Annotated in this window: 9 protein-coding genes; 5 read left to right on the forward strand and 4 right to left on the reverse strand. The window is 59.8% G+C overall.

Annotated features, from left to right (window positions below):
* The first annotated feature begins 101 nt into the window (after positions 1–101).
* From AC1DWG_RS23150 to AC1DWG_RS23165, 4 genes are all read left to right on the forward strand, one after another.
* Positions 102–1,031, forward strand: a complete 930-nt coding sequence (locus AC1DWG_RS23150) for a LysR family transcriptional regulator (protein WP_477788390.1) — start codon at positions 102–104, stop codon at positions 1,029–1,031.
* Between the two features lie 112 nt (positions 1,032–1,143).
* Positions 1,144–3,066 (forward strand): IucA/IucC family protein, encoded by a 1,923-nt coding sequence (locus AC1DWG_RS23155; RefSeq protein ID WP_477788391.1) that lies wholly within the window; start codon positions 1,144–1,146, stop codon positions 3,064–3,066.
* The gene (locus AC1DWG_RS23160; RefSeq protein WP_477788392.1) at positions 3,056–4,267 is read left to right on the forward strand and encodes an MFS transporter; all 1,212 of its coding nucleotides are present in this window, start codon (positions 3,056–3,058) and stop codon (positions 4,265–4,267) included. The genes AC1DWG_RS23155 and AC1DWG_RS23160 overlap by 11 nt, the downstream gene beginning before the upstream one ends.
* A gap of 15 nt (positions 4,268–4,282) precedes the next feature.
* Positions 4,283–6,394 carry a TonB-dependent receptor gene (locus AC1DWG_RS23165; protein WP_477788393.1) on the forward strand — a complete coding sequence of 704 codons (2,112 nt, stop codon included), beginning with the start codon at positions 4,283–4,285 and terminating at the stop codon, positions 6,392–6,394.
* 44 nt (positions 6,395–6,438) lie between these two features.
* On the opposite strand, the gene AC1DWG_RS23170 is transcribed toward AC1DWG_RS23165, so the two are convergent.
* From AC1DWG_RS23170 to ltrA, 4 genes are all read right to left on the reverse strand, one after another.
* Complete coding sequence (locus tag AC1DWG_RS23170; RefSeq protein WP_477788394.1) at positions 6,439–6,981, reverse strand: DUF2937 family protein; 543 nt, start codon at positions 6,979–6,981, stop codon at positions 6,439–6,441.
* A gap of 13 nt (positions 6,982–6,994) precedes the next feature.
* The gene (locus AC1DWG_RS23175) at positions 6,995–7,771 is read right to left on the reverse strand and encodes a class II glutamine amidotransferase (RefSeq protein WP_477788395.1); all 777 of its coding nucleotides are present in this window, start codon (positions 7,769–7,771) and stop codon (positions 6,995–6,997) included.
* 32 nt (positions 7,772–7,803) lie between these two features.
* Positions 7,804–8,301 (reverse strand): MFS transporter, encoded by a 498-nt coding sequence (locus AC1DWG_RS23180; RefSeq protein WP_477760658.1) that lies wholly within the window; start codon positions 8,299–8,301, stop codon positions 7,804–7,806.
* 95 nt (positions 8,302–8,396) lie between these two features.
* Positions 8,397–10,094 carry a group II intron reverse transcriptase/maturase gene (gene ltrA / locus AC1DWG_RS23185; RefSeq protein ID WP_477788396.1) on the reverse strand — a complete coding sequence of 566 codons (1,698 nt, stop codon included), beginning with the start codon at positions 10,092–10,094 and terminating at the stop codon, positions 8,397–8,399.
* A 1,188-nt stretch (positions 10,095–11,282) separates the two neighbouring features.
* Between ltrA and AC1DWG_RS23190 the strand changes: the two genes are divergently transcribed.
* Positions 11,283–13,337: a S9 family peptidase gene (locus tag AC1DWG_RS23190; RefSeq protein WP_477762594.1), complete on the forward strand. Its 2,055-nt coding sequence runs from the start codon at positions 11,283–11,285 to the stop codon at positions 13,335–13,337.
* Positions 13,338–13,532: the final 195 nt, after the last annotated feature.

Below are 13,532 nucleotides of genomic sequence, written 5' to 3' on the forward strand. Positions count from 1 at the left end.
CGACGCCTATCGTGGGAACCGGATGCGTCGATTCTTGGACGCGCGCCCCTGCTGCGTCCAACTAATAAAAACCCGCCTTAGACATAAGAAATCTTTATCCCATGAACCTGAAGTTTCTCGAGACTTTCGTCTGGGTCGCCCGACTCAAGAGTTTTCGCCTGACCGCCGACAAGCTCTTCACCACCCAGGCCTCGATTTCCAGCCGAATTGCGGTGCTTGAAGGCGAGCTCGGGGTAAAGCTGTTTCTGCGGGATTCGCGCGGCGTGAGCCTGACCCCGGAAGGCCTCAAAGTGCTCGATTACGCCGAGCAGATGATGGACACCATGCAGGCACTCAAGCAGTCGATCGAGACCCGTTCGAGCAAGGCCGGACGGGTGCGCATCGGCGTAATGGACACGGTGATCCACACCTGGCTCAGCCCGTTGGTGGCGCAGATGACCGATCACTACCCACTGGTGGAAATCGAGCTGGTGGCCGATACCTCGCTCAACCTCTGCGATCAGCTGCAAAAAGGCTTTCTCGATGTGATCCTGCAGACCGACCTGCTGCGCCAGGAAAGCGTGCGCAGCCTGGAACTGGCCAGCCACCCCATGGGCTGGATTGTCGCGAGCAATTCCCTGTACAACCGTGAGTATTCAGGCGTCGCCGATCTGGCGAAAGAGCGGATCATTACCTACTCGAAAAACTCCCACCCGCATCAGGAAGTGCTCGCCCTGATGCAGGCCAATGGCGTGATGACGCCACGGTTGAACTGCGTGAACTCGGTGTCGGCCATTACCCGGCTGCTGCGCGATGGCTTTGGCATCGGCGCGTTGCCGCCGGTGCTGGTGGCCGAGGAACTGGCGCGCGGCGAGTTGACCTTGCTGGACATCGATCAGCGACCACCCGACTTGCAGGTGGTGGTGTCGTGGCGGGTGGGCGTTGAGTGGGTCGAGGAGATTGTGGCCTTGTGTCAGCAGGTGCTGGAGGAGTATGCGCGCAAGGTGGGAGAGCGCTACATGGTCTTGAGCAAACCCCAGGTCGGCCTCTGAAAAGGAGTTCTCCACACCACAAGTAGGAATTACTATCATTTACATTATTATTTAAAAAATGTATTCTCTGCGCGCATTCAGTTAAACCACTGTCCAGAAGGAGTCGGACTTGATGCGCGCTTACACGCAAAAACAGCAGCAATTGCTCTCGCACTGGAGCGAAGCTCTCGGCACTCCGGCCTTCCAGTCCCACCGCATCACCCTCGACCATTTGAGCAATGCCCTGGAGCCCGCCGCCCAGCGCTGCTTCCAACGCCTGATCCAGGCGCTGTTTCGCGAAGGTCTGATCAACCCCGACGCCTGCGAGTACGACGACAATGGCCATTGCTGGCTGCCGCTTGGCGACGGTACGCAGCTTTGCTTCGACCACCTGACGGGCGGAAGAATGAACAGCTGGGACGTGCGTGGCAGCATCGTCCTGCACACCCCCGACAGCCTGCCGCACAAAATCCAGTTGCCCAGCGAGCTGCTCGCGCACCTCAGCACTCAGCTCAACCCGCCCGCCTCCCCGCAGGTACTGGAACGTCTGGCCCGCGAGCTGGACGATAGCTACAGCAACGACACCTTGTGCCTGGCGTTCCACCATGGATGGACCGAGCGCCTGAGAGAGCAGATCGACACCGAGCACAACGACAATCTGTTCGCCTGGCTCAAAGCCAGCCCCGACCACCAGAACCCGACGTCATTGCTCGAACAGTGGGGCACGCTCGGCCACCCCTGGCATCCGAACTACAAGACCAAACTGGGCTTGAGCGCTGCGCAGGTCATCGCGTTCTCGCCGGAATTCGAAGCGAGTTTTCCGATTGTGCTGTGCGCCCTGCACCGTCAGTACGCCCACGTCGAATCACTGGCCGGCACCGCCGATTACTGGGACTGGTGGCAGGGCCACTTCCCGCAGGCCGCCGAACAATTGCAGCAGCATTTGCAGCAACGGGGCCTGGAGGCAACGGACTACCTCCCGCTGCCGTCGCACCCATGGCAAGTCAATGAAGAGCTGCCCAATTCGTTCGCCGGCGAGATCGCCGACAACCTGCTGATCGTCACCGACATCGTTGCCTTCACCGGTCACCCGACCATGTCCTTCCGCACGGTCGTACCAGAGGCCAGCCGCGTTGCGCCGATGGTCAAACTGCCGGTGGCCCTGCGCCTGACCAGCGTGCAGCGCACCGTGTCGCCGCGCTCGGCCCGGATGGGACCGCGCATCAGCCAACTGCTACTGCAGATTCTCGATCACGAACCGCAGATTCAGCGCCTGCTGAACATCGTGCCGGAGCGCATCGGCGTGCACTACGCGCCACAACCGGCCAATGACGAACGGTCCCGGCATGCCGCCGTGTTGTACCGCGACAACCCGCTGACCCTGCTGCAAGAAGGCGAACTGGCCGTGCCGGTCGGCAGCCTGTTCGCCGTAAACGAATTCGAACAACCGTTGCTGCGTGACTGGGTGCAACTGGCTCAGGGTCGTGACGACAGCGAGGCCATGCTGGCGTTCTTCGATGATTACCTGTCGATTGCCGTCCCGAGCCTGCTGGGCATCTACCTGATGTATGGCGTGGCGTTCGAAGCGCACCAGCAAAACAGCTTCATGGTGATGGGCGCTGACGGGCAGTTGAATCGGCTGTTACTGCGTGACTTCGGCGACATTCGCATCGATCGCAAAACCCTGCACGCCAAGGGTCTGGATATCCAGCTGCACGATCCGAAAATGACCCTGTACGACGACGCCGGTTTTGTCCGCGACAAGCTCCTGCACACCACGTTCATGTGCCACCTCGGTGAGTTGACGTTGCTCTGCGCCCGCCACTGGAATGTGCCGGAAAACAGCCTTTGGGAGCGCTTGGCTACGCACGTTGAACAGTGCTTCGAGAGCGTGCGCGAGCACGTCGAACCGGGACGCTGGGAAAGCGAGCGCCAGGCCCTGCTGGAACAGGATTGGCCGGCCAAATCGTTCATGCGCATGCGCTTGCACGACAGCCACGCCGATATCGTCGGACGCCTGAGCAATCCGCTGCGAACCAACGCCGATGCTCGTTGATGGTCGTGCGTTGCGGCTGCTGATCGTCATCCAGTTTGTCTCCATGGGTGCCATGGAAATGAGCGGCCCGTTCTGGCCCTTGCAGATCCAGCATCTGCTTGGGGCAGAGGGCGCCGACTACACCTCGCTGCTATCGGCGCTGGTGTATGCCGGCCCGATGCTGGCGGCCATGCTGCTGACGCCAGCGTGGGGACGGTTGGGTGATCGCACCGGGCACAAGCCGATGATCGTTCGGGCGTTGCTGGCACTTGCGCTGTGCCAGGGGCTGGCGGCGATTACCCTCGACCCATGGCTGCTGGTGGGCATTCGCGTGATGCAGGGTGCATTGGCCGGGTTTATCGCCGCCGCGCAAGCCTATGCCCTGGCCTGCTGCGAGAGCTCCCGGCGCGGTCACACCCTGGCCCGTCTGCAATCGGCGACCGCCGTCGGCTCGTTGATCGGCCCGGTACTGGGCGGCTGGCTGATGGACATCTCGGGGTTTGCCCTGCTGTGTTATGGCGCATCGGCGATTTGCCTGCTGTGTGCACTGGGGAGCTTTTTCCTGCCGGCTGACAAGGCGCGAGCCTCGACGAAGAAACCGGTTGCGCCGGTGGCCCTGCCTAAAGGCTGGCTCGGTGGAATCCTGTTGGTGATCGTGTTGATTCAAGCCGCGAAGATGATGCCGCAACCCTTCTACGCGCTGTATGTCGCCGACATTCTGCATGCGCCGGGCTGGCTGATCGGTGCGACTTACGCGGCGAGCGCCGCGACCCTGGCCATCTCCGCTCCCCTGTGGGGGCGTCTGTTCGACCGCTGGCAGCCGGCTTACACCCTGCGCGTCATCGAAGGCGTTGCCTGGCTCTGCGCCCTGACGCTAGCCGCCACGGCACTGGCCAGCGAATGGCTGGGTTTTCTCGTCAGCCGGTTGGTCTGGGGCATCTGGCAAGGCGCACTGCTCCCTGTCGCCTATGCACTGATCGCCAACACCGTGTCGTCAAGCCAACAGGGTTTTGCCCTCGGCCTGGGCAACAGCGCGGCCAAGGCTGGCGCTCTGCTCGGTGCCGTCCTCGGCGGGATCGGCATGGGGCTGGTCGGGCTGGCCCACAGTTTCTGGCTGGTGGCGTTGACCTACGCACTGGCCGCCATCGGGATCCGCTGGGTGCGCTCATTCACCTCCACACCTGACCCCGCAATCCTGTCTACCAACACTTATCACGACTAAAAAAAAGACCAACTCATGACCCGAACCAAACTTTCCTTGATGATTCCGCTGCTCGGCTCCTTCAGCGCCCAAACCTGGGCCGAAGACACCGACCAGCAACCTGGCACATTGAACATGCAAGCCACCGTCGTTTCCGCGACGCGCAGCGAAGCGACCATTGCCTCGATTCCAGGCTCGGTCCAGGTGATCGACGAACAACAGATCAGCCAACAGAGTGGCGCCGGGCGCCGGGTCTCCGACATTCTGGGGCAACTGGTTCCCGGCCTGGCGCCGTCCAGCGGCGGGATGAGCAACTTCGGCCAGACCCTGCGCGGGCGCAACATGCTGGTGTTGATCGACGGCGTGTCGCAAAACGCCACGCGTGACAACTTCCGCCAGCTCAACAGCATTGCGCCGGCCAGTATCGAACGCATCGAGGTGGTTTCCGGCGCCAGCAGCATTTATGGTGCCGGTGCTTCGGGCGGCATCATCAACATCATCACCAAGCGCAACCAGGGTCAGGACCTTGCCTACAGCAGCAAACTGGGCCTGACCACCGGCAACAACCTCAACAGCAAGGGTTTCGCCTACGAGGCCTTTCAGAGTGCGACCGGGCGCAAGGATGCCCTGGACTGGTACGTGTCCGCCGACCTGACCCAGCGCAACGATCAGTACGACGGCAACGGCAATCGCATCCCTCAGGACACGTCCCAGGGCAGCAACATGGACACCGACACCTATGACCTGCAAGGTCGTTTCGGTTACGAACTGGATGCCGATAAAAAACTCAGCCTGTCACTGCAGGACTACAAGGACCAGCAGGACACTGGCTACACAAAAGACCCGAACAACCGGCAAGAGGCCGTGGCGGTCAAAGGACTGAAACTCGACGACCAGCCCTACACCCATAACCAGGCGGCCAACCTCAACTATACCGACAACGACTTCTACGGCCAGGGCCTGCAACTGGAAAGCTACTGGCGCCGGGCCGACGCGCTGTTCTTCCCGGACCTGTCGCGGGGCAAGGCCGGGGTCTCCGACAACAACAGCGTGCAGGATGTCTACGGCTTGCGTGCGGCCATCGACACGCCGTTGCCGGCCATCGGCAGCGCCACTGGCAACCTGGTCTGGGGCGCCGACTATGATCACGAACGCTCCCGCCAGCGCGGTGACCAATACACCGTCAATGGGCTGACCTACACCAAGACCGGCACCACTTACGAGTTGGGCCCGGATATCGAAACCACCACCAAGGCGCTGTTCGGGCAGATGTCCTGGGACATCGGTGACTGGACCTTGCGTGGCGGTGTGCGCCGCGAATGGATCGAAAGCGACATCTCCGACAGCATCGCTTACGGTCAGATCGTCCAGACCGGCGTACGCGCCATCCTGCCCGGTGACACCCTCAAATACGACGCGACGCTCTATAACCTGGGCGCGGTCTATCACCTGAGTGAACATCAGGACGTCTTCGCCAATTACAGCCAGGGGTTTTCGCTGCCGGACATCCAGCGCTTCTTGCGTGACGTGAACAGCACCTTCGACATCCAGAGCCTCAACGCCCAGGCCATCAAGGTCGACAGCTACGAGCTGGGCTGGCGCGGTAACTGGGACCGGTGGCAGGCCGACGTCACCGTCTATGAAAACACCTCGGACGTGACTCAGTTCTACGATGCCAATGACCGTGTCTTGCGTCTGATCAACCAGAAGGAGCGGGTTCGCGGCATCGAAAATAGCCTGACCTACCTCGCGACCGATCACTGGTCGGTGGGTGGCACCTATGCCTGGGCCAAAGGCGAGACCGAGCAGAACGGGAAATGGATCGATCTGCCGGCGACACGCATTTCACCGGCCAAGACCACGCTGTTCGTCGGCTACGCCGAAGACGACTACACCCTGCGCCTGCAAGGCATGCACCTGTCCAGTTACGACGCTGCCGCCAAGGACAACAACGGGCGCGACATCGAGGGTTATACGCTGGTGGACCTGCTCGGCTCCGTGTACTTGCCGGTCGGTCGCCTGGAAGGCGGGGTGTACAACCTGACCAACCGCACGTACGTCAACCTGTTCGCCCAGGCCAACGCCAGAGCGCCATTCCCCAACGCCGAAGGCCGTACCTTGAGCATGACCTATTCGATAGATTGGTAATCCAGCAAGGAGCCGGCTTGCCGGCTCCTTGACGTTCGACAGTGTTACAAGCCGCGCAAATCCCGCTCTTCGATCGGCCGGCTCTGGCGCAGACGCTTGCCGCCCAGCACCACCCAGTCGATCAGGCGGAACAGGCATTCGAGGCCTAACGACAGCAACAATGCGCCGCTCATGCCCCAGCTCATCGCTTCGGGCGTCAACAGGATCTGGTAGCTGTAGCCATTCCAGGTTTCCTTGCGGATGTCCGGATCGGCAGCCAGCACCACTTGCAGGAAGCGGATGTACCACGGCCCCTGCATCGCCTGGAACTGCTTGTCCAGCGCCAGTTGGCGGGTCAGCAGGTTACTCAGGCTGTCGGCATCGCTGCGGAAGATCGGGTCTTCGCTGGCGCGGTAATGCGCGACCAGGGCCTGCATGTCACCCTTGAAAAACTGATTGGCAGTGTTCTGGAACCCGCTCAACCCGGCTTGCGCCTCGATCAGATGGGCTTCGACCCGCTTGGCGTAATCGTTGATGAACCCCGGCACCTGGACACCGATCAACAAGCCGGCCGCAAACAACACCAGCCGTAGATAACTGAGCAACATGGGGATTGAATCCTTATTCGGTCTTGCCCTGGCTGACACATTCGCCGCGCCGCCACAGGCTCCATTGACCCGGTTCGTAACGGGTCCAGGTTTCGTTTTCGGTCAGGGGTTCGGTGGCGATGACGGTGACCACGTCGTTAGGCGTGGTTTCGGCCTGAAAGTCGACGATCACGTCGACATCTTTCAAGCGTGCCGGGCCAAACGGTGCGCGCCGGGTGATTTGCGCCAGTTTGGTCGAGCAATAGCAGAACAACCAGTCGCCATCGCTGAGCAGGCAATTGAACACGCCTTTGCTGCGGTATTCGGCGCACGCGGCCACCAGGTCCGGCAGCAGCGCTTCGACCTCGACCGGCTCGGGGAACGCCGCACGCACTCGGTTGAGCAAATCGCAGAACGCCGCTTCGCTATCGGTATCACCCACGGGGCGGTAGAAACTGGCCACTGGCTGAAAATCCGTCAACTGGCCGTTATGGGCGAAACACCAGTTGCGCCCCCACAGCTCACGGACGAACGGATGCGTGTTGGACAGACAGACCTTGCCGACGTTGGCCTGGCGGATGTGCCCGATCACCACTTCGCTCTTGATCGGATAGCGCTGCACCAGGTTCGCGACTTCCGACTCGCAGCTTGCCGCCGGATCCTGGAACAGTCGCAGCCCACGGCCTTCATAGAAGGCAATGCCCCAGCCATCGCGGTGCGGGCCGGTGCGTCCGCCGCGCTGCATCAGCCCGGTGAAGCTGAACACGATATCGGTCGGGACATTGGCGCTCATGCCCAATAACTCACACATGCTCGGACTCTCGCTCAATCGCAGGGGCAAGGTTACAGACGGGGTTCGACTCGCATCCGCTGAGGATTGCTCGGCACCGGTGGACGACCGTAACGATCATCGCCGGCACCGCCGAACGGTTGATCATCTTCGGGTTCTTCGGCGCGCACGGCGGCTTTGGCCGCGGCAGCCTGTTCCTTGCGGGCGTTGGAGGCGCGCTCGATAGGGAAACGGATCGCCACCAGCACCAGATAGAGGCCGAACGCGATCATGCCGTACATGAACAGATCGGAAATCGCCCGCCAGGCGTTGTTGCCGACCTTGAACAGCAGGTCGAGGGCGGTAATGGCGACAGCCGGTGCGACTTTATCCTTGACCGGGTCGATGATGGTCGGGCTGAACAGCAGCACGGCCATGGCCAGCCGTAGCGGCTCACGCAGCCAGCGCCACATCCAGCGGGTCAAGCGCATCCACACCAACAGGCAGCCCAAAGCGGCGAAGGCGTAGAGGCCCCAAGCGATCAGATAGTCGTTCTCGGTCATGGTGTCCATGGCAAGGCAGGCAAGTCGGGTAGAGACAGGCCATTACTGGCCTGCCTCCCCCTAAGAACCGTACGTGCGCCTTTCAACGCATACGGCTCAAGTCTTTAGAAAGCCCCTTGCGGAGCCGGTTTGTTCACTGTCAATCCACGGCTGTGAAGCTGTTGGTGACAAATAGGATGCAATAGTACCCGGTTATCCAGGGTGTCTCTACCGCCATGAGTGCGGTGGATAATGTGATGGTCATGCCATCCCGTTTCCTTCGTAATCGGTTGTTTGCACATCAGACACAGTCCTTTCTGGCTTTGATAGAGACTGAGAATCTGTTTGCGATACTTCAGCTTTTTCAGCATCTGTGCCGTCCGCAGCTTCTCGCCCATTTCTTCCATGGAAGGGTCGAAGGGGTTGTACTCCCCACTAACCTTCCTGTGTCGTTCGATCGGTGTACTCGCAAGCGAATACAGAGCGACCTCCTTTTTTGTCCCGTTTTCCTCCAACATCGTGGTGGCAAACACCCAACTTCTGCTTCCTTGAGTTCGGAAATACTTCTTCCCGATCCATTGCAGTGACTTGTTCGGGTGCCGCCGCTTTGCCCAACGCCATAGAGCATGAAACAACAAATTATCCATGCGGCTGTAGGCCTGCTTGGCTACTACAGGCTGGTGATACAGCGCCCAGCCTTTCAAGATGGGATTGAGCAATCGAATCAAATACTCCTGCTTCGCCATCTTGTTGGCGTCGATGACCTCCTTCACCTTGTGATAGAACGCCTTGACGTTCTTCTTACTCGGTTTGATCAGAAGCTTCCCGTCGTACTTACGGAAATTCCAACCCAGAAAGTCGAAGCCTTGATCGGTATGGACGATATGTGTTTTCTCAGGGGATAACTGCAACCCGCGTACTGCCAGGAATTGCTCCACCCAAGGTCTGATTTCGCTTTCCAGTACCTCTTTCGAGTTTCCAGTAATCACAAAATCATCCGCATACCGCACCACGTTGATCTTCAGCTTTCTGGCCCTTGTCACGCCCAGATACTGCTTGAGCTGTGTTTCCAGACCATCGAGCGCCCTATTTGCCAAGGTAGGCGAGATAATCCCGCCTTGTGGTGTACCAGCATCCGTTGCCTGTAGCTGGCCTTTATGAATCACGCCAGCCTTCAACCATTTCCGAAGAATCGCTTTGTCCGTAGGGACGTTGGCGAGCATCCAGTCATGATTAATGTGATCAAAGCAGCCTTGTATGTCCGCCTCCAGTATCCATTGGGCCGAGACCTTCTTGGACAGGCAAACAAACAACTGACCCATCGCATCCGCCGTGGAGCGTTCGATCCTGAAGCCGTAGCTGTTCGGATCGCCCTTGGTTTCTGCAATGGGGGCCAGAGCCAGCAAATACAGCGCCTGCATAGCCCTGTCAGTCATGGTTGGGATACCCAAAGGGCGTTCCTTCCCATTCGACTTCGGAATGAACACACGCCGTAAAGGTCGTGGCTTATATCCGTGACGCTTCAACCCATTTGCCGCTTTCCATTTTGCGTCGGGTGTATCCCAGAGCACGCGGTCGACTCCCGCCGTGCGCTTACCCTGGTTTTCAGTGACTCGCCGTACGGCCAAGTATCTGGCCGATCGAGAGCGGGTCAGCATCCGTTGCAGGGCTTTCACCCTGCGCCATTTGCCTTCCCGACAAGCCTTCGCAATCCGCACCTGCATTGCCCGAACATTCCGCTGAACACGACACCAATCGATGTCATGCCATTGTTGCGGAGTGCCGGAAAGCGCAGGCACGGCCATTTGGCTGTGCTCTATCATGCTGCCTTCCTCTCAAGTTTCCCCGAGCAGAAGACGTACGCATCCCCTGACGGGAATGGACGCTCCCGTCAGGGTTGGATTAGTAGGAGGCCCAATACTGCGGGTCTCTAAGATCATTGAGACAGGTTCAGTCAGAGTTCATGCGACGAAAGACCACGCAGAAGTCTGCCCGGTTTCCCGTGGGGTAATGTCCCAACCCCTATCCGAGCCATTACAGCCCGGCTTTCGCTTTCTCTGCGATCCCATACCCGCACAGCCAACAGATCCCCTTGCGGTTCACCTGCCCGAAGGCGGCCATACGGGCTTACCACGTTCCCTGCCTATCACACGATTGGTTTAGGGCCTGCCTTTTCACCGATGGTCCTATGACGACGTACCTCAAGCCTCTACAGAGGTATCCGACCACGTGCCTTTTGGCTCAAGCCTGACAGCAGTTTTGGCTTGTTCATAATTACGGCGTTTATCAGCAGTTCACTTACGTTACCCATACCAACCAGCCTAGCGTCTCAACCCGGCACTGCTCCGAGTATCTATGCTTTACCTCGCGGCAAAAGCACACCCTGACGGGGACTACATTGTGAGAAGAGCTTCACACCTCACCGTTACCAGTGACGCATGTCTTCCTAGGCTATCGTTGGTCGCACAACGAGTCCGCTGCCACCTTGCGAGCAAGGTAGATGGACAATGACAGACAGAGCTTTCGCTCATGTCTCCGGTTTGATGTGAGCAGGGACTGCCGAGGCAGCATGCCCAAAGAAATTGTTACCTCCTGTTTCAAAAGCAGGAGGGAACCCCAGCGGGGATTCTCTCCCGCATGGGTTTAGCCCTGAACAGGGCTGATGTGTAGTAGGCACTCCAGTACCGGAAAATCTGGTACTGCGGTCGAGCTACCGAGCGCTAATCGACCTTGAGTTTGCCACCGCCGCTGCGGCAAGTCCTTGAAGGCATTGGACTTCTGGGAGGGTTTTGTTTCTTGGGGTTGGGTGCCCAAGCTCTTGGCTTCCTTTCGGAAGCCCTTCAAGATGACTCTACACCTCGAAGTCTTGGAGACACGCTACGCGTGTCGCACAGAGGCGCTTATGATAACGGCTTTTCGCCCGTCAGGCTGCATCAATGCCTGACTGTTGGGCGCGGCCCGCTCCCACAGGTTGCCAAGCCCCTATTCCGTACACTGTTCGAGAGCCCTTCATGCCCCTATCCGCCAACATTCACGACGCTCCGATTGCCCACATGGCTGATGGCTCCGACCCGTATGCCTGGCTGCAAGAGCGCGACACCGAAGCAGTGCTCGACTACCTCAAGGCCGAAAACAGCTATCAGGAAGCGCAAACCGCCGACCAGGCCGGGCTGCGTGAAACCCTGTTCGAAGAGATCAAGGGGCGGATTCTCGAGACCGATCTGTCCCTGCCCTCGCCGTGGGGACCGTATCTGTATTACACCCGCACCACGGCGGGCGATGAGTACGCCCGGCACTACCGCTGCCCGCGTCCGGCCGATGACAGCCTGACCCTCGACGAAAGCCGCGAACAACTACTGCTGGACCCGAACGAACTGGCCAATGGCGGCTTCTTTTCGCTCGGGGCGTTCAGCATCAGCCCGGATCACCAGCGCCTGGCCTACAGCATCGACTCCAGTGGCGAGGAGATTTACACGCTGTTCGTGAAGGAATTGTCCGACGGCCGTGTCAGTGAACTGGAATTCCAGGACTGCGACGGCAGCATGACCTGGGCCAACGACAGCCTGACGCTGTTCTTTGGCGAACTGGATGACACCCATCGTCCGCACAAGCTGTATCGCTATCGACTGGACGGCACGGCGGCCGAAGAAGTGTTCCATGAGCCGGACGGGCGCTTCTTCATGCATTGCTACCGTTCAAGCTCCGAGCAGCAATTGCTGCTGTCCGTGGGCAGCAAGACCACCAGCGAAGCCTGGGTCCTCGACGCCAACCAGCCGCAGCAAGCCTTTACCTGCATCGCGCCACGGGTCGAGGAGCATGAGTACGACGTCGACCACGGCGTACTCGACGGTCAATGGACCTGGTTCATTCGCAGCAACCGTGACGGCATCAATTTCGCTTTGTACACCGCTGTAGATACCGGTGCCGCGCCCACCGAAGCCGACTGGCAGAACCTGATCCCCCACAGTGACACGGTGATGATCGACGGCATCAGCCTGAACACCGGGGCCATGACCCTCAGCCTGCGGGTCGGCGGCTTGCCGGTCATTGAGGTTCACCCGCAAGGCCTGGCGCCCTATCGCGTGCAACTGCCGGATGCGGCCTACAGCCTGCACGTGCAAAACAGCCTGGAGTTCGAAAGCGAGCGGATTCGCCTGCGCTACGAAGCGTTGAACCGTCCGGCGCAAATCCGCCAACTGGACCTGGCCTCTGGCGAGCAGAAAGTGCTCAAGCAAACTCCGGTGCTCGGCCCGTTCGATGCCGATGCCTACGTCAGCCAGCGCCTGTGGGCCACTGCACCGGACGGTACGCAAGTGCCCATCAGCCTGGTGATCAAGCGCGCAGACCTCGGCAAACCCGTGCCGCTGTACCTCTACGGCTATGGCGCCTATGGCGAAAGCCTCGACCCGTGGTTTTCCCACGCGCGCCTGAGCCTGCTGGATCGCGGCATGGCGTTTGCCATTGCCCACGTGCGTGGCGGTGGCGAACTGGGGGAAGCCTGGTATCGCGCCGGCAAGCAGGAGCACAAGCACAACACCTTCAGCGACTTTATCGCCTGCGCCGAACACCTGATCGCCCAGGGCTTCACCACTGCACCGCAGTTGGCGATCAGCGGCGGCAGCGCCGGTGGCTTGCTGATCGGCGCGGTGCTCAATCAACGGCCGGAGCTGTTTGGCGCCGCCATCGCCGAAGTGCCGTTCGTCGACGTACTCAACACCATGCTCGACCCTGACCTGCCATTGACCGTCACGGAATACGACGAGTGGGGCAACCCTGAAGAGCCGGCCGTCCATGATCGGATCAAGGCCTACGCCCCGTACGAAAACGTCACCGCACAAGCTTATCCGGCGACTCTGGTGATCGCCGGTTACAACGACAGCCGTGTGCAGTATTGGGAAGCAGCCAAGTGGGTGGCGAAATTGCGCGCGACCAAGACCGACAGCAATCCCCTGCTGCTCAAGACTGAACTGGGTGCCGGGCATGGCGGGATGAGCGGTCGATATCAGGGATTGCGTGACGTAGCACTCGAATATGCATTTTTGTTCAAGGTTTTGGGCATTGCCTGAGGAACTTGGCTGGGTGTGCGGGTCATAGTTCCGAACACAGGAAGCCGACACAACACTGACCCATGTAGGAGCTGCCGCAGGCTGCGATCTTTTGATCTTAAAATATCAAAGTCAAAAGATCGCAGCCTGCGGCAGCTCCTACAGGGTGTGCGGTGAATTCATATCCGGAACCGAACCAGACAACAAAAAAGACCG

Source organism: Pseudomonas sp. P4_B3, assembly GCF_056402295.1.

Bases quoted from the DNA above. Each gene is read 5' to 3' on its own strand.
- AC1DWG_RS23170 (WP_477788394.1), bottom strand. From the start codon at position 6,981: ATGTTGCTCAGTTATCTACGGCTGGTGTTGTTTGCGGCCGGCTTGTTG.
- AC1DWG_RS23165 (WP_477788393.1), top strand. From the start codon at position 4,283: ATGACCCGAACCAAACTTTCCTTGATGATTCCGCTGCTCGGCTCCTTC.
- AC1DWG_RS23160 (WP_477788392.1), top strand. From the start codon at position 3,056: ATGCTCGTTGATGGTCGTGCGTTGCGGCTGCTGATCGTCATCCAGTTT.
- AC1DWG_RS23175 (WP_477788395.1), bottom strand. From the start codon at position 7,771: ATGTGTGAGTTATTGGGCATGAGCGCCAATGTCCCGACCGATATCGTG.
- AC1DWG_RS23180 (WP_477760658.1), bottom strand. From the start codon at position 8,301: ATGGACACCATGACCGAGAACGACTATCTGATCGCTTGGGGCCTCTAC.
- AC1DWG_RS23150 (WP_477788390.1), top strand. From the start codon at position 102: ATGAACCTGAAGTTTCTCGAGACTTTCGTCTGGGTCGCCCGACTCAAG.
- ltrA (WP_477788396.1), bottom strand. From the start codon at position 10,094: ATGATAGAGCACAGCCAAATGGCCGTGCCTGCGCTTTCCGGCACTCCG.
- AC1DWG_RS23190 (WP_477762594.1), top strand. From the start codon at position 11,283: ATGCCCCTATCCGCCAACATTCACGACGCTCCGATTGCCCACATGGCT.
- AC1DWG_RS23155 (WP_477788391.1), top strand. From the start codon at position 1,144: ATGCGCGCTTACACGCAAAAACAGCAGCAATTGCTCTCGCACTGGAGC.